This is a genomic window from Haloarchaeobius pelagicus (assembly GCF_051207375.1).
In the GTDB taxonomy this organism is placed as follows: Archaea; Halobacteriota; Halobacteria; order Halobacteriales; family Natrialbaceae; genus Haloarchaeobius.
On record NZ_JBPJZD010000001.1, the window covers coordinates 1,415,353 to 1,433,350 of the forward strand.

Annotated in this window: 20 protein-coding genes and 1 pseudogene; 11 read left to right on the plus strand and 10 right to left on the minus strand. The window is 65.8% G+C overall.

The features are described 5' to 3' along the window. The first annotated feature begins 59 nt into the window (after positions 1 to 59). Positions 60 to 503, plus strand: a complete 444-nt coding sequence (locus tag ACSC1S_RS07420; protein WP_435364614.1) for a hypothetical protein — start codon at positions 60 to 62, stop codon at positions 501 to 503. A gap of 29 nt (positions 504 to 532) precedes the next feature. Here the strand turns inward: ACSC1S_RS07420 and ACSC1S_RS07425 are convergent. Then, positions 533 to 724 (minus strand): annotated as a pseudogene (locus ACSC1S_RS07425) (DnaJ domain-containing protein); the annotation flags it as partial. A gap of 73 nt (positions 725 to 797) precedes the next feature. After that, on the minus strand, positions 798 to 2,129 hold the full coding sequence (gene dinB, locus ACSC1S_RS07430; protein ID WP_435363781.1) for a DNA polymerase IV: 1,332 nt from the start codon (positions 2,127 to 2,129) through the stop codon (positions 798 to 800). Between the two features lie 123 nt (positions 2,130 to 2,252). Here dinB and ACSC1S_RS07435 point away from each other — a divergent pair, with 123 nt between their 5' ends. Further along, entirely contained in the window at positions 2,253 to 2,684 is a 432-nt protein-coding gene (locus tag ACSC1S_RS07435; protein WP_435363782.1) for a hypothetical protein, read from the plus strand. Positions 2,685 to 2,687: 3 nt separating this feature from the next. Here the strand turns inward: ACSC1S_RS07435 and ACSC1S_RS07440 are convergent, their stop codons facing one another. Then, the gene (locus tag ACSC1S_RS07440) at positions 2,688 to 3,506 is read right to left on the minus strand and encodes an aldo/keto reductase (RefSeq protein WP_435363783.1); all 819 of its coding nucleotides are present in this window, start codon (positions 3,504 to 3,506) and stop codon (positions 2,688 to 2,690) included. A gap of 48 nt (positions 3,507 to 3,554) precedes the next feature. On the opposite strand from ACSC1S_RS07440, the gene ACSC1S_RS21825 reads away from it, so the two are divergent. The 5 genes from ACSC1S_RS21825 (at position 3,555) to ACSC1S_RS07460 (ending at position 6,798) form a co-directional block, all read left to right on the plus strand. Continuing rightward, complete coding sequence (locus ACSC1S_RS21825; protein WP_492766632.1) at positions 3,555 to 3,812, plus strand: DUF7989 family protein; 258 nt, start codon at positions 3,555 to 3,557, stop codon at positions 3,810 to 3,812. A 136-nt stretch (positions 3,813 to 3,948) separates the two neighbouring features. Beyond that, a complete protein-coding gene (locus ACSC1S_RS07445) occupies positions 3,949 to 4,455 on the plus strand; it encodes an HTH domain-containing protein (protein WP_435318228.1) in 507 nt (168 codons plus the stop codon). A 2-nt stretch (positions 4,456 to 4,457) separates the two neighbouring features. Continuing rightward, the gene (locus ACSC1S_RS07450; RefSeq protein ID WP_435363784.1) at positions 4,458 to 4,664 is read left to right on the plus strand and encodes a hypothetical protein; all 207 of its coding nucleotides are present in this window, start codon (positions 4,458 to 4,460) and stop codon (positions 4,662 to 4,664) included. A gap of 122 nt (positions 4,665 to 4,786) precedes the next feature. Further along, the gene (locus tag ACSC1S_RS07455) at positions 4,787 to 5,662 is read left to right on the plus strand and encodes a CbiX/SirB N-terminal domain-containing protein (RefSeq protein ID WP_435318230.1); all 876 of its coding nucleotides are present in this window, start codon (positions 4,787 to 4,789) and stop codon (positions 5,660 to 5,662) included. A 2-nt stretch (positions 5,663 to 5,664) separates the two neighbouring features. Then, on the plus strand, positions 5,665 to 6,798 hold the full coding sequence (locus tag ACSC1S_RS07460) for a DR2241 family protein (RefSeq protein WP_435363785.1): 1,134 nt from the start codon (positions 5,665 to 5,667) through the stop codon (positions 6,796 to 6,798). A 41-nt stretch (positions 6,799 to 6,839) separates the two neighbouring features. On the opposite strand, the gene ACSC1S_RS07465 is transcribed toward ACSC1S_RS07460, so the two are convergent. The 3 genes from ACSC1S_RS07465 to ACSC1S_RS07475 form a co-directional block, all read right to left on the minus strand. Further along, positions 6,840 to 7,394: a DUF7524 family protein gene (locus ACSC1S_RS07465; RefSeq protein WP_435363786.1), complete on the minus strand. Its 555-nt coding sequence runs from the start codon at positions 7,392 to 7,394 to the stop codon at positions 6,840 to 6,842. Positions 7,395 to 7,433: 39 nt separating this feature from the next. After that, on the minus strand, positions 7,434 to 7,631 hold the full coding sequence (locus ACSC1S_RS07470; protein ID WP_435318233.1) for a methytransferase partner Trm112: 198 nt from the start codon (positions 7,629 to 7,631) through the stop codon (positions 7,434 to 7,436). Positions 7,632 to 8,018: 387 nt separating this feature from the next. Then, positions 8,019 to 9,377: an adenylosuccinate synthase gene (locus ACSC1S_RS07475; protein ID WP_435363787.1), complete on the minus strand. Its 1,359-nt coding sequence runs from the start codon at positions 9,375 to 9,377 to the stop codon at positions 8,019 to 8,021. 209 nt (positions 9,378 to 9,586) lie between these two features. Between ACSC1S_RS07475 and ACSC1S_RS07480 the strand changes: the two genes are divergently transcribed. Then, positions 9,587 to 9,892 carry a hypothetical protein gene (locus ACSC1S_RS07480; RefSeq protein ID WP_435318235.1) on the plus strand — a complete coding sequence of 102 codons (306 nt, stop codon included), beginning with the start codon at positions 9,587 to 9,589 and terminating at the stop codon, positions 9,890 to 9,892. Here ACSC1S_RS07480 and ACSC1S_RS07485 read toward each other — a convergent pair. Continuing rightward, positions 9,889 to 12,210 (minus strand): DUF7527 domain-containing protein, encoded by a 2,322-nt coding sequence (locus ACSC1S_RS07485; protein ID WP_435363788.1) that lies wholly within the window; start codon positions 12,208 to 12,210, stop codon positions 9,889 to 9,891. The two genes, ACSC1S_RS07480 and ACSC1S_RS07485, sit on opposite strands and share 4 nt — an antisense overlap. Before the next feature lie 77 nt (positions 12,211 to 12,287). After that, positions 12,288 to 12,566 (minus strand): UPF0058 family protein, encoded by a 279-nt coding sequence (locus tag ACSC1S_RS07490; RefSeq protein ID WP_261651187.1) that lies wholly within the window; start codon positions 12,564 to 12,566, stop codon positions 12,288 to 12,290. Positions 12,567 to 12,714: 148 nt separating this feature from the next. Between ACSC1S_RS07490 and ACSC1S_RS07495 the strand changes: the two genes are divergently transcribed. Together ACSC1S_RS07495 and ACSC1S_RS07500 are read left to right on the plus strand one after the other, a co-directional pair. Then, entirely contained in the window at positions 12,715 to 13,602 is an 888-nt protein-coding gene (locus ACSC1S_RS07495) for a hypothetical protein (RefSeq protein WP_435363789.1), read from the plus strand. An 80-nt stretch (positions 13,603 to 13,682) separates the two neighbouring features. Continuing rightward, positions 13,683 to 15,356 (plus strand): potassium channel family protein, encoded by a 1,674-nt coding sequence (locus ACSC1S_RS07500; protein ID WP_435363790.1) that lies wholly within the window; start codon positions 13,683 to 13,685, stop codon positions 15,354 to 15,356. 7 nt (positions 15,357 to 15,363) lie between these two features. Here the strand turns inward: ACSC1S_RS07500 and ACSC1S_RS07505 are convergent, their stop codons facing one another. Further along, positions 15,364 to 16,056, minus strand: a complete 693-nt coding sequence (locus ACSC1S_RS07505) for a DUF998 domain-containing protein (protein WP_435363791.1) — start codon at positions 16,054 to 16,056, stop codon at positions 15,364 to 15,366. A 90-nt stretch (positions 16,057 to 16,146) separates the two neighbouring features. On the opposite strand from ACSC1S_RS07505, the gene ACSC1S_RS07510 reads away from it, so the two are divergent. Next, positions 16,147 to 16,497 (plus strand): VOC family protein, encoded by a 351-nt coding sequence (locus ACSC1S_RS07510; RefSeq protein ID WP_435318240.1) that lies wholly within the window; start codon positions 16,147 to 16,149, stop codon positions 16,495 to 16,497. A 9-nt stretch (positions 16,498 to 16,506) separates the two neighbouring features. Here ACSC1S_RS07510 and ACSC1S_RS07515 read toward each other — a convergent pair whose 3' ends face one another. Further along, positions 16,507 to 17,964: a sensor histidine kinase gene (locus ACSC1S_RS07515; protein ID WP_435363792.1), complete on the minus strand. Its 1,458-nt coding sequence runs from the start codon at positions 17,962 to 17,964 to the stop codon at positions 16,507 to 16,509. Between the last annotated feature and the right edge of the window lie 34 nt (positions 17,965 to 17,998).

The following is a 17,998-nucleotide window of genomic DNA, read 5'->3' on the forward strand; positions in this document are numbered from 1 at the left end:
ACCAGTTGAACAGCGCGTTGTCCGTCCAGGACCCGGAGCCTGTGCCGGACGCCGTGCCGATGTCGCTGTCGGTGGCGCTGCTCGTGCGGGAGGAGCCGCTCGACCCGGACGACCCGCCGCGCCGACTCCGGCTGGAGCCCGTGCTGGACGAACTCGACCGGCTGCGTGTCCGCGACGTCGTCGAGGAGGTCGCCGACGACCCCGAGGAGGTGGAGGTGGCAGAGCTCGACGACTGCCGGCTCGAACTCGACCCGGAGCGACTGGAGCGCGACCCCGTGGAGCCGCTGCTGCTACGCGAGCGCGACCGGCTGCTGCCGGAGCGCGACCGGCTGGAGCTCGACCGGCTGCTGCTGGAAGACGACCGCGAACTCGTGGAGGAACCCGACCCGGTTCGGGTGGACCGGGAGGAACGCGACGAACCGGAGCGCCCGCTGCTGCGACTGCTCTTGCCCCGGTTCCAGATATCGGCGGAGGGGAAGCTGACCTTGCGTTTTGCGACGTAGTCCTTGTGTCCGAGTCGGTCGTACGCGTTTCGCTCGGAGGAGTCGTTCAGCGTCTCGTAGGCCTTCTTCAGGGCGTTGAACTGCGCAGGGGCGTTCGGGTCGTCGTTGAGGTCCGGATGGTACTCGCGCACCTTCGTCCGGAACGCTTTCTTGACCTCCTCCTGGGACGCGTTCTCGTCCAGTTCGAGGAGGTCGTAGAAGTCCATCTCGTCGTCAGGCATGAGTTAGGGGACTCTCGTCAGTCACCGAAAACGAGGCGGGGGGTTATAGTTGCAATGGCATCAGTCCATCCGCCTAGAAGTCGGAGAGGGAGGTCTGACCGCGGGGGGTATCGACGGCGTCCTCAGTGGCCCGCTCGTGGCTGTTCCCGTCGGCGGTGGTCCCTGGCTCATCGTCGGCGTGCGCTGCCGGCCCGTCGGCGCTACCGGACGGGTCGCCCCGGTCGGCCCTGCTTCCGCCGCCGGGCCAGGAGTCGAGACTCGCCTGCTGGCGCTCCGTGAATTCGAGGTTCGAGACGCGGACTCCCACCTTGCGAATTTCGTCGTCCTCGAACTCGGTGAGCAGGTCGAGCGCGGTGTCGACCAGCAGCGACTCGTCTTCGACTGGCCCCGGAAGCGACCACTCGCGGGTGTTCACCTCGAACGGTGGTTCGACCGCCTTGATGCCGATGGTCCGGTAGAGCGCGCCTTCGCGCCGGGCCCGGTCGGCCACCGCCTCCGCCAGGGTTCGGACCTGTTCTCGCTTGCGCTCCGGGTCGGTCACCGGGCTGCCGAAGGCGGACTCCCGCGAGAAACTCTTGGGGAGGCCGCGGGGCGTCACCGGCCGGTCGTCGATACCCCGCGCCCGGTCGTGGAGTTCCCGGCCGCGCTCGCCGAACCGATCGCCCAGCTCGGCGCGGTCGGCCGCGGCGAGGTCGCCCGCCGTCTCGATACCGGTGTTCCTGAGTTTCCGGGCCGTCACCGGGCCGATGCCGTGTATCTCCTCGATGGAGAGCGGGTCGAGGAAGTCGCGGAGGTCGTCCGGTTCGACGACGACGAGACCGTCCGGTTTGTCGTGGTCGCTGGCGACCTTCGCGGCGGACATGTTCGGTGCGACCCCGACGCTCGCCACGACCCCGACCTCGCGCTCGATTCGCTGCTTGACGTGTCTGGCGAACCCCTCCGCGACCGGCCAGGCGGTGCGCTCGGTGACGTCCAGGTAGGCCTCGTCGATGCTCACCTCGCGGACCACGTCCGCGCAGTCGTGGAGGATGTCCTTCACCTCGCTCGCGACCTCCGAGTAGTAGTCCAGGTCGACCGGGCGGTAGTAGCCGGTGTCCGCGGGGTCGTCGGCGGTCGCCCGGCGAGGGAGACGCTCGAGGGCCGTGGTGATGGCCTGGGCGCTCTCGACACCGTACTCGCGGGCCTCGTAGCTCGCGGTCGCGACCGCCCCGCCGTCGTCCCCCGCCTCGTAGCCCATCCCGACCACGACCGGCTCGCCGCGGATCTCGGGCTCGCGCAGGCGCTCGCAGGCCGCGTAGAAGCAGTCCATGTCGACGTGGAGGACGATGCGGTCGGCGTCCTCCGGTTCCGGCGCGACGCCGGGGAGGCGTTCGCCGGTCGGTGTCGGGTCGTCCGGGTCGGCCATCGCGTGTTCGCTTCGGGGTAGGAACAGGAGGTGGTTGAGTGTTCCGTCCGATGTCGTGGCATGGGGCCCGAATCGAGGGGGTCAGGCCGACGGCTTATGTCGGCTGCACGAGACAGCACTGGCATGGTCTCCCCGTCGAAATCGATGACCACCCATCTCCTCGGACGGAGCCGGGACGAACGATGGCGGTTCGCCGTGCTCGCGGTAGCCGTCGCGATAGCGACCCTGCTGGTGGACTCGTTCGTGTTTGTGATCGACCTCTCGATGGCTCCATTCTCGTACTGGTTCTTCGGTGGCTGCCTGCTTCTGGCCGCTCTCGCCGGATTCAAGGGTGGCGGTCTCCTCACCAGTGTCTTCGCTGTCTGGGTCCTGGGTGCTGCCGCGGTCGCGAGCGGAAGTTTCGCTGGGTTCCACGGTGACCCGACAGCCTGGGAGCAGTACGTCGTTGGTCCTGTGGTCGGGGGGCTCGGCGTCGGGATTCCGGTCGGGCTCGTGGGCTACGCTCTCGGTGTCGGAGCGCGTGTACGACACAGAAAGAGGGTGGAAGACCGGTAGGGTTCAGATACCCAGCGTCGCCTTCGCGAACGCCACTCCGTTCTTCACGGGGTCGGGCCGGGCGATGCGGTCCAGCTCGTCGCGGGTGAGCTTGAAGTCGAAGATGTCGATGTTCTGCTCGATGTGCTCGCGGCTGGTCGCCTTCGGGATGGTGGCGACGTTCTTGTGCTGGGTCGCCCACCGCAGGGCGACCTGGGCGGGTGTCTTGTCGTACTGCTGGCCGATGACGCGGAGTACGTCGTCGTCGAGGATGCCGCCGGTTCCCAGGGGCGAGTACGCGGTGAGCAGGATGTCCGAGTCCTGGCAGTACCGGAGCAGTTCGCGCTGGGGCTTGTACGGGTGGAACTTCACCTGGTTGGTGAAGATGGGTTCGGGCGAGACGCGCTGGGCCTTCATCAGGCGCTTCTTCGAGAAGTTCGAGACGCCGACGTGACGGACCGACCCCTCCTCGACGAGGTCGGCCATGGCCTGCATGGTGTCGCGGAGGTCGACGATGGGGTTGGGCCAGTGGAGCAAGAGCAGGTCGACGTAGTCGGTGTCGAGCTTGCGGAGGCTGTCGTCCACCGACTTCGTGAGCTTGTCCGGGGCGAAGCGGTCCGGACGGACCTTGGTGGTGAGGAACACGTCCTCGCGGTCGACGTCGGCGTCGTGGAGCGCGTTACCGACGTACTGCTCGTTGTCGTACGCCTGCGCAGTGTCGATGTGCCGGTAGCCGACGGAGAGCGCTGTCTTCACCGCACCGTAGCAGTCCTGGCCGGAGAGTTGCCACGTGCCGAGGCCGAGTCGGGGGACCCGTTCTCCCTGGACGGTCGTGAATTCCATGGCAGGCAGTACGACCCGAGAAGGGATATGTATTGACACCTCGGATGGTTGGGTGGTCTTTCGCGGGGACCGTCGGCTTCTCAAACGGGTGGGACGAGCCGCGAACGCAACGAGATATTAGGCCATATATATGCTATTGATACTTATAATGATTGGCGAGAAAGGTTTATGAGGATGAGCCATGCTATGAAACATCACATGAAAGCCGACAAGCGAACCATGAAAGATGTCAGCCACACGCCACCGAACGGCGAGAGCGTCACCAACGTCTGGGAGCGAGGAAACGAGCGAGCAGCGCAAGAATAGACCGATAGCGGAGGGGCGATTCTGACTGACCTGACCATTCAGGTTGGGCTATATATGTTGTCGGCTAAATAGACAATAGTGCTATAATTTACCAATCACAGGAACGTTTTAGGTAGTTCACGTTGCATCTAGGGGCGTGGCTCCAACAGATTCGCACCCGACCGAAACACGCACTGCCGAACTGTGGGTCCGGTCCCATTCGCCGTTCGGTGCCGCACCAGAACGCGCAACGGTGCTCGACTCCCTCGAAACCCTAGAGGAAGCCGGCTACTTCGAGGACGTGACCGCACGCCTGTGGGGGAAGCGCGTCGGTCTGTCGACGATGGCTGCACGCACCGAAGAGGGTACCGAGATTCTCGACCGCGTCACCGACTTCCGGACGTGGGCCGAACGAAACGACGCGACGGTGGAGCAGTTCTTCCCGGAGCGGATGATGGACTCGCACCTGGTTGACGAGTCCTACCTGGTCCAGGAGCTGCCGACGCTCGCGCTCGCAGAGTACGAAGACGGGGAGGTCGTCCACGTGACGCCCTGCATCGTCGACGGAACTCTCCAGACGGTCGAAGACCGGGTTTCGACCATCGAAGCCGAGGCGGAGGGCGAGATCGCCCAGCGCGAACTGGCACCTGCGGGTGTCCAGTAGGAATGGCTGTCTACGTAGCGTCGAACGGTCGCTACTACACCGCCTCCGAGGTCGTCGAGTACATCGAGAACGGCCGGTGGACGCCCTGTCTGTGGGAGGAAGACACCGGTCGCGAACTGATCGAGACCAGCCGGGGCGACATGCTCCTGCTGGTCCCGACCGACACCGCCGACTTCGAATCCACGTTCGAGACCGAACCGGCGCACTGACTGACGGGTGACCCGAGTGGTGACGGGTGTTCTCGCGGGGTCTTTTTCCACACCCTCCGAGCGATGGCCACGCTTTTCCGGGAGACGAAGCCCCTAAGGCTTCCAGTTCCTCAGGGTCGGGTATGCAAGCGCTGGTCATCGTGGCACACGGGTCACACCTGAACCCCGAGTCCAGCACGCCCACGTACGCACACGCCGACACCATCCGCGACGCGGGTGGCTTCGACGAGGTGCGCGAGGCGTTCTGGAAGGAGGAACCGAGCTTCCGCGAAGCGTTGCGGACCGTCGAATCGGACGAGGTGTTCGTGGTCCCGATGTTCATCTCGGAAGGCTACTTCACCGAGCAGGTCATCCCCCGCGAGCTCCGGCTCGACGGCTGGGACCCCGCAAAGTGGGACTCCGACGGGACGAGCGCGTCCCAGGCGACGCTGCACGCCGAAGACGTCGACAAGACCATCCACTACTGCGGCCCCGTCGGGACGCACGACGCCATGTCCGACGTCATCGTCAAGCGCGCCGAGACGGTCACCGGCGACACGACAGTCGGCGACGGATTCGGCCTCGCCGTGGTCGGCCACGGGACCGAACGCAACGAGAACTCCGCGAAGGCCATCGAGTACCACGCCGACCGAATCCGCGACATGGGCCGGTTCGACGAGGTGCAGGCGCTCTACATGGACGAGGAGCCCGAAGTCGACGACGTGACGGACTACTTCGAGTCCGAGGACATCGTCGTTGTCCCGCTGTTCATCGCCGACGGCTACCACACGCAGGAGGACATCCCCGAGGACATGGGCCTGACCGACGACTACCGCAAGGGCTGGGACACCCCCGCCGAGGTCGACGGGCACCGCATCTGGTACGCCGGCGCGGTCGGCACCGAGGCGCTGATGGCCGACGTGGTCCTCGAACGGGCCCAGGAGGCCGGTGCCGACGTGGAGTCCGCACTCGAGAAGGTGCGCGAAGCGACCGGGGGCGTCCCGGCGATGGGTGACTGACGATGGCCGCAACAGAGCGGGAGACGGTCGAGACCGACCAGTTCGACGCGCTCCTCGACGCGGTCCGCGAGGGCCCCATCGACTTCGACGGCCTGCAGGTCCGCTACGAGGACGACGGCTACGTGTTCGAGGTCCCCGACCTCACCCGCAAGCACCTCTCGGAGGGCGAACTCGACCAGGTCTGTGCGGCCAACGCCGAGTGGGTGACCAACTGGCATTTCTGGGAGACGGTCGTCGGCGGTCACGGCACGGCCCGCCGCGCCTTCCTCCGGAAACTGGAGGCCGCCGAGGCACACAGCGTTCCGGAGCGGTACGACGTCATGCACGGCGACGGGGACGCGGACTCCGACACCGAGCCCGAGCTGGTCACCGAGTGGGGCCAGGTCCACATCACGGTCGACCTCGGCGAGGTCGGCTACCGGCGCTACGAGGTCCGCCACGCGGACGACGCCGGCGTGGCCCGCGAGGAACTGGACGTCCACGACGAGCCGCGGGCTGCCCGCGACCTCGCGAAGTACGATTCGAAGGGGCGCTACCGCCCCCTGAAGACCGCCCCGTCGCTCCCCGGCGGGTTCGTCTTCCCCGACCTGACGAGCACGGAGCTCATGACAGTCATCGACGCGCTCTACCCCGCGACCGTCGCCAACTGGCACCGCGAGCAGCAGGGGAAGCTCGACGTGAGCCACTGGCACGAGACGACCGAGCGCCAGACCGGTATCTACGGCATCGTCTCGGAACTCCCCCGAGAGGCCGTCGACTGGGTCGCCGAGTCCTGCTGTGACGACTCGCAGTGTCTCAAACGCCGGGAGTGGCAGTACGACGAGGACGACCAGCTCGACGCGCCGGGCGGCGACGGCCAGTTCCCCTGCCGCGAGCCGTGTTCGCTGGTCGTCGCGGCCTCGCGGAAGTGGACGAAGCTCGAGGAAGAACACGAACACACCTACGAGTTCGACCTGACCCCGAGCGAGAAGGAGCAGGTCGAGGACATCATCGAAGCCGTCGCCGAGGGGCGCGTCGACGAGATTCGCGAGGCGGACGTCTACAAGGGCGCGAACCGCTACCGGGCGCGCTACCTCCACGCGAAGCGCTTCGACGACCATGGGAACCTCTGTGGCGTCGAGACCGACGAGGAGTAAGCCCCCAGGTCTCGCCCGCGGGCCGCTGGTTCTTCGGCGACCTACGCGAACAGTATCCAGAGTGCGACGGCCACGCCGACCACCACGACGCCGACGCCGAACAGGACTTCGAGACTGCCGATCGTCGCCGCCGCGCCGAGTGCGACGACGAGGGCGATTCCGGCGAGCACCAGCACCGGGAGCGACCCGTCGAGCGGCAGCGAGTCGAGAGACGACTCTTCGCTGCCGGACTCCCCGGCGGTCTTGCGCTCCGAGGGCGGCCCGACCGGTTTCGGCTCCGTGATGGTGACCGGGATGTACTGCTCTTCGGCCCCGTAGCCCGTCACGATCTTCAGTCGGCCCGACACCGGTCGCTGCCCGGTCTGGACGTCGACCGGGAAGGTGAGCTCCGAGTCCGTCTCGACGAAGTGGTTCGTCTCCGGGAGACTCGCAACCCGGGCGAGGTCGTCGTCGAGGTTGCAGTGGACGTGGACCGCGCGCCCGTGGTTCCGGAGGGAGACGGTGAACGGCCCCGTGCTCTCGAACGAGTCGACGGCCGACTCGATGCTATGCAGGCCGTCCTTGCTGATGTCGATTGGGAGCGGGACACGTGCCATACGAGGAAAGAGAGTGTGTACGGGAGAGTTCCGTGTGTATCAGGCCGGGACGTCGTCGCGCATGTCCGGCGGCAGGAGGTTCGGGATGCCGTCCTCGATGGGGTAGGACTCCCCGCAGTCGCCACAGACGAGTTTCCCTGCGAGAATCTCGTCGTCGTCGTTCTGCTCGTCGATCTCCAGCTCGAGTTCGCCCTTGTCCATCGGACAGCAGAGGATGTCCATCAGGGATTCCTTCATACCGGGCCAGTTGGTGACGGAGAGCAAAAGGTTTCGGGAAGTCGGTGGCCAGAGCGGTGCGGGGCGGTGGTCGGTTCAGAGCAATCCGTTTTGGCTCATGGTACCGGCTGGTTTTCACACGTTGTGGGTGACCGACTCCCGCGCTTTCGGAACCGCAGAGACGACGGGCACGCCACTCGCGCTGGTGCAATGGAACCCGCAACCGCCCCGCACAGCACCACACCCTCCCCAGCCGATTCCCTCCACTTCGTTCCGGTCATCCCTCGCGCGCTTTCACCTCGCGGCCTCGTTTCACTCGACACGCTCGCCAGCGCACGCCACAGCAGGGGCTGTCGAACGTGCTGTTAGGAAACCGCAGATAGGGAAACGCGGTAGTCTGAAACCGATTCAGTACGGGCTGTCGAGGACCAGCGTGTCCTCGCGGTCCGGGCCCATCCCGACGCAGTAGATGTCGGCGCCGAGTTCCTCGGAGATGTACTCGAGGTAGGTCCGGCAGTTCTCGGGGAGGTCCTCCCACGCCTCGACCGCGCTCCAGTCGACGGGGTCCCAGCCGTCGAACGTGCGGAAGTTGGCCTCGCACTCGCCCCACTTCTCGGTCGTCGCCGGCATCGTCAGAAGTTCCTCACCGTCGAGCGTGTAGGAGTGGCCGACCGTGACCTCGTCGAGGCCAGCCAGCACGTCGACGTGGTTGACGGCCAGCCCGGTGAAGCCGTTCACGCGGGCGGCGTGGCGGAGCATCGGGATGTCGAGCCAGCCGACGCGTCGCGGGCGGCCGGTGACGGTACCGTACTCGCCACCTTCGTCGCGGATGTACGTCGCCATCTGCTCCTCGTCGCTGTCGGGGTCACCCCCGGTGTAGCCGGCGGTCTGGCCCTCGACGCCACCGAGTTCGGTCGGCATCGGGCCGGTGCCCACGCGAGAGAGGTACGCCTTCACGATACCGATGACCTCGCCCTGGCCGACCGCGGTCGGCGGGAGACCGGTTCCCGTGCAGGCACCGCCGGTCGTCGGGTTCGAGGACGTCACGTAGGGGTAGCTGCCGTGGTCGATGTCCAGGCTGGTCCCCTGTGCCCCCTCCATCATGATCTCGTCGCCGTCTGCGATGCGGTCGGCGAGGAACGACCCGCCGTTGACGGCCATGTTCTCCTCCTCGATGCGGCGGCCGTACTCGCGGTACTGCTCGTACAGTGCCTCGATGTCGAACTCCTCACCCGTTTCGATGCCGAAGACGTCCTCTGCGAGGGCCCGCTTCTGGGGAACGACGTACTCGAGACGGGCACGCAGGACCTCCGGGTCGAGCAGGTCGCCGATGCGGACGCCACGACGGCCGGCCTTGTCCTCGTAGGTCGGGCCGATGCCGCGCCCGGTCGTCCCTGCCGAGAGGTCGTCCTCCTCTTTGGCGTCCTCCTCGATACCGTCGAGAACACGGTGATACGGGAGGATGACGTGTGCGCGCTCGGAGACGCGAACGTCGGGGTCGAGGCCCCGCTCTTTCAGTTCGTCTATCTCGTCGAACAGCGTTGCCGGGTTCACGACGCAGCCGTTACCGAGGACGCCGATCTTACCGCGGATGACGCCGCTCGGGATAAGCGAGAGCTTGTACTCCGTGCCGCCTTCGACGACGGTGTGGCCGGCGTTGTCGCCGCCCTGATAGCGGACGATAACGTCGGCACCGTCACCGTACAGGTCGACGACGCGACCTTTGCCCTCGTCGCCCAGCTGCGACCCGACTATGGTTACGGTCATTTACAGACACGGATTCCGAGGCTCCCGGTAAACCGATTTCGGTCCGTCGAGCGTTGTGAAGTATTGCCGGAGTTCTACATGGTCGATGTGAGACGTTCCCAGTGAACAAAAGACATATAGTCACCATACGCTAACCATCCGATTCCCCCTTCTCGTATGCCATTGCGACAGCAAGGTTTAAAACCTCCAAAGACAAGTTAACAAATGCCATGATAGACCGACTGGAGAAGGAAGTCGATATGCTGGAACGCCATCTGCAGGTTCTGAAGATGGTCATCGAGAACGAACCTATCGGCATCGTAAAGATGTCCAACGAGACGGGGTACCCCCACCACAAGGTCCGGTACTCCCTGCGCGTCCTCGAGGAGGAGAACCTCATCGAGCCCTCCAGCCAGGGTGCCATCACGACCGAGCGTACCTCCGAGTTCGTCGACGAACTCGACGGCAAGATCGACGAGATCGTCGAGAAGATGGACGGAATGAAGATAGAAGGCGCAGCAGAACTCGAGAGCTAGAGCTCCGGGACGTTGATGTGGAACTCTCCGCCGCGAGTCTCCACCAAACAGAGATGATAGCCGGATTTTCGTGACAGCTTCACGAAACTCTTCTTCGAATCCCGGCTGAGGAAACTCCCACTGGTCGCCTCTGCGGCCGTTTCTAGCGCACCAGGGTCGAAGAAACTCGCAGTGACGAGGAACGCACCGGAGAGCTGTTCGCTTGTCTGTTTCACACGCGAGGCGCGCTGTTCGAGGTCGACCATCATGTCCTCGGTCGCCGGGTCACGCGAGTCGTTCAGGTTCGCCACGACGAGCGGGTTGCCCATCCGGTCCCGGACGACCACGTCGAACGTCGTCTGTTCGCGGTGCTCCTCGCCGTTCTCGTCGAACCGGAGCGACACGGAGCCGTTGAGCTCGGCACGGTCGGCCTCCGGAATCGCGTCGTAGAGGTCCGACATCGCCCCGGCGTTACCCGTGTCGCGGATTTCGTACAGCAGGTCGAAGACGAACCACTCGACGAACTGGTACTCGATACTGTTGACGAGGAAGTCCTCGTACGCCTGCCCGTCGACCGCGGCATCACCGGCCTCGAACTGCGTGTGGTGTTCGAGGCGGAGGTTACCGTGGACCTCCTCTGGGGATGCGTTCCCCCCGTGGGCGGTCTCCAGCGTGGCGTCGCCCTTGGAGTTGTAGCGGACGAACAGGTTGGTGCCTTCGAGTGCCTCCCGTGGGGTCAACTGGACGCTCGCGGTCGCCGCTGCGCCGCGGGTGTTGGCCAGTTCGGCCTCGAGGTCGGCGATCTCCGCCTCGAGGTCGGCGACCTCGTTCTCCAGCCGGTCGACCGTCTGCTGGAGTTCGTCGTTCTCGGCGGCGAGTTCGTCGCGCTCGGATTGGAGCGCAGCGTGGGCCTCCTCGGCGTTCGAGAGCCGTTGCTGGAGCCGGTCGATCTTGTCCTCGCGTTCCAGCATCTCGCGCTCGAGCGGCTCGTCGGTCCCCGACCGAGAGGGAGACGGAGTGGCGGACCCGGCCGCTGCCCTGTCCCTGGCGGGGGCACTGCTCCGGTCGTTCGCTTCACTCGTCGTTCCGGTCGAATCAGTGCGCTTCGTGTCACTGCCACCCATCTCGCGGGGTGGCTGTGTCTTCGAGGGGTTCCGACGCTGCGTGCGAGACTGGCGCGAGTCGGGCTGTGGCGAACCGGCCGTTCCCGTGGTGGTCTCGGACTCGGTCGACTTCTCGGGGTTGATGGAGGGAATCGACCGGGTCTCGCGCCACTGTGCCTCCTCCTGGAACACGGGGTCGGTGTCCTCCTCGCTCTCGGCCTCGACCGCCTCGAGGACCTCGTCGGGGAGTTCGACTGGCTCGGCGTCGACCTCGTCGGAGACCTCCTCCCAGCGTTCGTCGTCGTCCGTCCGCTGGTCCGGCGTCGGTTCGGGCGTCGCCGCGGCATCAGCTGGCGCGGCGTCGGCCCCCGTGGTCGGGTCGACGGCCGAGTCCGTCCGCCTGGTCCGGTCCGGCACTGCCTCGTCCGGCTCGGGGTCCGGTTCGGCCTCTGCGACCGGTTCCGCGCTCGTCGCTGGTTCCGGTTCCGGCTCCTGGTGAGTCGGTTCGGCTTCCGCGACGGGCTCTGGCTCGTCGGTCGCCCCGGCGCCCGGCATCGGTTCCGCGTCCTCGACCGGCTCTCGGCGGCCCGACGCGGGGTCGGCCGTGGCACCCGCATCGGCCGTCGTGGTCCCGCCGTTGGAGACGGCTCCCGTGGCCGGGTCGTCGGCCGGTTCGGGCTCCGGTTCCGGCTCGGTGCCGCCGGGGATCTCGACGACATCGATGTCGACGTCCCAGACGGTGTAGATGCCGACCTCGTCGTCGGCGCGGTCGAACGCATCGTCGCCCGTCACGAGGCGTTCCTGGTTCCCGATGAAGGCACAGCTCATCGAGCGCCCGCCGTAGTAGACGACGTAGTAGTCGCCACTCAGAACGTTCTCGGAGAGTTCGATGTATCCCGTGAACTTCCCCGAGGTGAGTGTCGAGTCGGCCTCAGAGATGGGCGTGTCGTTGGTGTAGTAGTTCGCACGCTCTTCGCCACCGTGCTCCCGCATGGCGAACAGGAGTGGTAGCGACGGGTGCGGGGCCTCGTAGGCCGTCCCCGATGCATCGTCATAATCGTCGATAGTCCCGTCGAAGACGCCGACGACGCGGCCGTTCAGCATGAACAACCACGTCGTCCCGGCCGTGACGGCTCCACTGAACTCCACGTCCGCGAGGCCACGAAGTTCGTCGAAACCGCCGGCGTACGGCCGAGAGTCCCAGCCCTCGACGCGCTCTACCGTGCGCGAGTCCATATACTGGCTAAAACCGGATGCGGAACAAATAGTTTCCGGGGATTTCTGCGGTTCAGCCAGCCAATCGTGTTAGAAATTTAAATCTTCGACTCGGCGTCGTCGGCGAGTTCCTCCATCCGCTTCTGGATGCGCCCCGCACTGGAGAACTCGTCCTCGCTCATCGCGCTGGCCAGCGCGTTCCCGAGCACGAACACGGCGTGTTTGTGCTCGCTCTTGGACTTGTGGACGTCGGAGGGGTCGACGTCGAGGCCGTGGTACTGCTCGAAGATCTCGTCGGGGATGTCGTTCTGTTCCTCGAAATACTCCATGATGAGCACCATCTGCTCGTGGAGTTCGAGAAGCTCGTCCTTGTGCATGCATGGTCTTTGGACAGTTCCAGATTTAAGCGTTGTTGTGGGTCCCCGGTGTTAGGCGTCGTCGTGGAACTGAGCGCCCGTCTCAGGGGTCGCGTCAGACGCCTGGCGTACAATCATTTTTGTAATCCTCGTTCCTACTCGGTCATGAATGCCGACCCTCCGCCTCGACGTTCCCGAGGAAACAGTCCGCAAACTCGATATGGAGACAGACCTGCTCGGATTCGACGACGTGCAGGAGTATCTGTCGTGGATAATCGGGAACCGGGCAGCCATCGAACAGGGGACCGAACGCGACCAGTTACTCACCGAGTACGCGGCCCGCGTCGAGGAGCTGGAAGCACAGATAGACACGTCGCACTCGGCTGCGGCCCCGCAGGGCGGCGACGACACGGCCGAAGCGGACGGGGGACGCGTGCAGCGGGGCACCGGCGAGATGATCGTCTCGGGGACGAGCGCGGCCGACACCGACCACCGCCAGCTCGGCGGGAACTTCCGGCCGGAGCGGGTCGAGCGCTTCACCGACGAGGACCTCGACGCACACGCCGGGGTCCTCAGCGGTGTCGAAGGGGAGCGCCTCGACGAGTTCGCTCGGCGGGCGGTCGCACAGACCAGGGAGCGACTCGGGCGGGACCCGACGACGGGACTCAGCTACAGCTCGAACACCACCATCAGCACCACCACGAGCGACGTGTCCCTCGGGGCGGACATCGCGGACCTCGGCGACATCGAGGTGCCCGGACGCTCCACCGAGAAGACCGAGCCACGGCGCGAGGCGGTCGGTGCGGCCCTCGCGTACCTCAAGGACGTGGGGTCTGCTCGGCGCTCGGACTTCGTGGACGAACTGTACGAGGAGTTCTCGGCCGGCTACGGCTCCGAGGCCGGCTGGTGGGAGTGCATCAAGACCGGCCTGAAACAGGTCGACGTGGTCGAGGGCGGCGACGGCCGGCGCGTCTGGCGGTTCCGCCGCACCGAGATATCCAACGAGTCGGGGACGCTGAAGGGCCGGGGGCCGAAGCGCATCGTCGACTCGGGCTGAGTGGGGTGACCCCGATACCCGGGAGCCTCGCCCTGACCGAATTCTTCTTACGCTCCACCTTCCTTTGCTCGGACAACTAGATGGACGACCAGCGCCGCCGACTCCTGTCCTTCCTGCTCACACTCGGGGCTATCATCCTCGTCTACACCAGCGTGTACATGGTCGTGATGGGCCAGTTCGAGGGGAGCCCGCGGACGTTCTGGGAGGCGCTCAACGTGGTCGTCGAGTCGATGACCCTGTCCGGCTTCGGTGAGGACTCCAGTATCTGGTCGCACCCGGTGACCATCCTGTTCGTCATCGTCATGCAGTTCACGGGGGTCCTGGCGGTGTTCGCAGCGCTCCCGCTGTTCGTCGTGCCACTGTTCGAGGCGCGGCTGACCCAGCAGGCCCCGACGACCATCGAGGAACTCACAGAGCACGTGGTGCTCGCGGGCTACACCGAACACGGCGCAACCCTCATCGAGGAGCTCGAACAGCGCGACGTGGACTACGTCATCATCGAGAAGAACGAGGAGCTCGCGACGGACCTCTACGCCGACGGGCGGTCCGTGCTCCACGGCGACCCGGAACAGACGGAGACGCTGGCGGCGGCCCACGCCGCGAACGCGCGGGCTATCGTCGCCGACCAGACCGACGAGGAGAACGCGAGCATCATCCTCTCGGCGCGCGAGTGCGCCGGCGACGTCCCGGTCGTGAGCCTGCTGGAGCGACCTGAGAACGAGCAGTACCACCGCTACGCCGGGGCCGACCGGGTCATCTCGCCGGAGCATATCCTCGGCCAAAGCCTCGCCGACAAGGTGACCCAGCGGGTGACCGCGGAGTTCGGCGACGACTCGGTCCAGTCCGCACTGCCCTCGGACCGTGACTTCGAGATCGCCGAGCTGTCCGTCCAGCGCAACAGCGAGGTGTGTAACCGGCCGCTCGCCGAGAGCCGCATCCGTGAGCAGACCGGTGCGAACCTCATCGGTGTCTGGGACCGCGGCGAGTTCACGTCGCCGCCCTCGCCAGACACCACGCTGGACGAAGGGACGGTCCTGCTCGCAGCGGGTACCGAAGCACAGCTGATGAAGCTGGCCGAGATGACCCGGTCGGCGAAGCGCCACCACAGCCACGGCGAGGTCGTGGTCGTCGGTGCCGGCGAAGTCGGTTCGACCGTCACCGACGTGTTGACCACTCGGGACATCCCGACGACCCTCGTCGACATCGACGACAAACCCGGCGTGGACGTGGTCGGTGACGCGCTCGACGAGTGGACGCTGCAGTCGGCCGGGCTGGAGTCCGCCCGGACCGCCATCGTCACGCTCCCCGACGACACCACGGCCGTGTTCGCGTTGCTGGTCATCAGAGAGCTCAACCCCGAGGTCGAACTCGTCGTACGGGCTTCGACGACCGACAGCATCCCGAAGATGTACCGCGCTGGCGCGGACTACGTCCTCGCGCTGACGACCGTCTCCGGCCGGATGCTGGCCTCCATCGTCCTCGGCGAGGACGTCATCTCGCTTGACACGCAGATCGGCCTGGTCCGAACCCCGGTTCCCGCGCTCGCCAGGCGGACGCTGGCGGAACTGGACGTCCGGGCGAAGACGGGTGTCACGGTCGTGGCTATCGAACGCGGCGAGGAGGTACTGACCGACATCGAACCGGACTTCGAGATACGGCAGGGCGACATGGCCATCGTCGCCGGGACCGACGAGGACATCAACGAGTTCCAGGCGTGGGCCGACCCGACGGCGAGCGCGGCAGAAACCGATTAGGGGTGGGTTAGGCGACCTGTTCGGTGTCCGACTCGCTCTCGGCTGGTGACGACGCCGTCAGTTCCCGGAGGTCTCTTCTCGCCGTGACGAACACGAAGACGCCGAAGACGACCGCGCCGACCGCTTCCGGGACCGCGAAGTAGGTCCAGGTGTCGCCGTCGGTCGTGAACGCCATCGTCTCGAGGACGACCCAGAACACCCAGACCAGCAGGTGGCCGATGCCGGCCCAGAGGATGGCCAGGCCGCGTCTGGCTTCTCCGGCGAGCACGGTGCCGGTCCCGTAGGCAAGCAAGGCGAACGTCCCGAACAGGAAGAACGAGACCGCGGCGAGGAAGTGCAGGCCGGCGACGGGACCATCCAGATAGGCGATGCCGACACCACCCATGGCGACCAGTGCGACCACGAGGAAGCCGACGCCGATTCGCTCGGCGTGGTTCGAGGCCAGCTGCCAGAGTCGCACACTGAACGGGAGCCCGAGCACCGACCCGAGCAACAGGCCGCCGTTGAACAGGACGAACGCGAGCTGGTCGGCCGACCCCAGGGCGAACAACGAATGTGGGGTCGCTTCACCCATGCTGGACAGCGACCGGGACGCCCAGTTGAATCTGGGGTCGATGATGGTCGCGAGGAAGAGCGTCCCGAGCGCCAGCGCGGGAGCGACGAGACCGAGGTAGTCGAGTGTGCGGCGTGTGTCCGGCATTTTCATTCAGTATGTAACGCTGACCCAAATAACTATCCGCCGGCGGAGAACGGGCGAATCGTTTTCTTGCCCGCCGACGCAGTGACGCACATGTCGGGAATCGTCTTCTTCCGGAGCGCAGAGTACGAAGCTATCGCGGAGTTCTACCGCGACGAGGTGGGGGCAACGGTGTGGCTGGAGCAGTCGGCCTGCACCATCTGCAAGTACGACAACCTGCTGTTCGGGTTCTGCGACGCCGACGAGACCGAGACCGAGGGCGTGCTCACGTTCGTCACCGAGGACCGCGCCGGGGTCGACGAGTTCTACGAGCGCTTCGCCGACCGAGCGCGCGACGAACCGTCGGTCAACGAGGCGTTCGACATCTACAACTTCTTCGCCGAGGACCCCGACGGCCGGACGATGGAGTTCCAGACGTTCCTGCACGAGACCGACCCGGTCTGAATCGGCCGGTCAGAGGGGGTGGATGCCGGTGAACTCGAATCGGGAACCGCCTGCCTCGCTGTCGGTGAGGGTCACCTTCCAGCCGTGGGCAGTCGCTATCTGTTTGACGATGGCCAGCCCGAACCCGGAGCCGTCGTCGCTCGTCGTGAAACTCGCCTCGAAGACGTGCTCTTTCGTCTCGTCGGAGATGCCATCGCCGTCGTCTTTGACGTAGAACCCGCCCTCCATGGGGCCGATTCGAACCGTCACGTCCGGCTGGCAGTGCTTGACCGCGTTGCGGAACATGTTCTCGAACAGCTGGCGGAGGCGTCCCTCGTCTGCAGCCAACACGAGGTCGCCTTCGACCTCCAGCGTCGCGTCGGGGGCGTTCGCGGTCTCCCAGGCGGCGGTGGCGACCTCGCGGAGGTCGACCGGTTCCGGCTTCCGGATGTGTTCACCCTTGCGAGCGAGTTCGAGCAGGTCGTCGATGAGCTGGCGGGTCCGGTCGAGCGCGGTGTCGACGGTCTCGAGGCTCTCCGTGTCGCCGGTCGCCATGCAGAGGTGAAGGTTCGCCTGGGCGACCATCAGCGGGTTCAACAGGTCGTGTGCGAGGGTTCCGGCGAACTCCTGGAGGAACTCGTTCTGGCGGACCAGTTCCTCCTTCTTGATCTGGTCGGTCATGTCCCGGGTGACCTTCGCGAAGCCCACCAGTTCGCCGTCCTCCTCCAGTGCCGTCAGAACGACGTCCGCCCAGAACTCGCTCCCGTCCTTCCGGACGCGCCACCCCTCGGTGTCGAGTCGTCCGTTCTCTCGTGCTTTCTGGAGGTTCCTCGCGGGGACGCCGGCTTCGATATCGGCGCTCGTGTAGAGCATCGAGAAGTGCTCCCCGATGGCCTCGGCCGCCGAGTAGCCCTTGATCTGTGTCGCGCCCTGGTTCCACGTCTGGATGAATCCATTCTCGTCGAGGAGGAAGATGGCGTAGTCCTCGACACTGTCGACGAGCAACTGGAACTGCGTCTCGGTCCGGCCGGTCACCCGCTCCAGTTCGACCATGGCCCGGTACTGGGCGACCACGTTGCGAATCCGGTTCGCGAGGATATCGAACTGGACGTTGCCATCGTGTTTGTGGACGTACTCCGTCACACCTGCAGAGATAGCGTCCAGAATGAGCTCTTCGCGTGCGTTCTTGCTGAACAGCACGAACGGGACGGTTGGCGACCAGGACTGGACCTCGCGCAGCAGGTCCTTCCAGTCCCCGTCGGGCAGTTCGTTTTCGCTGACGACGCAGTCGAAGTGCTCGTGCTGGCCCAGATGGGCGGTGGCTTCCTCGATGGAGGTTGCCGTCTCGACCGTGAAATCGGAGTACTCCGTATCGAATCGCTCGCGGAGCGTGGTCGAGAGCGTCGTATCTGGGTCGACATGGAGGACGTGTATCGTCTTCTGGGGCAGGCAACCGGTTTTTCGCAGCCCGAGGTCGATGTCAGGCATCGGTACTCACCCGTCCCATCCACGCTGAAGACGA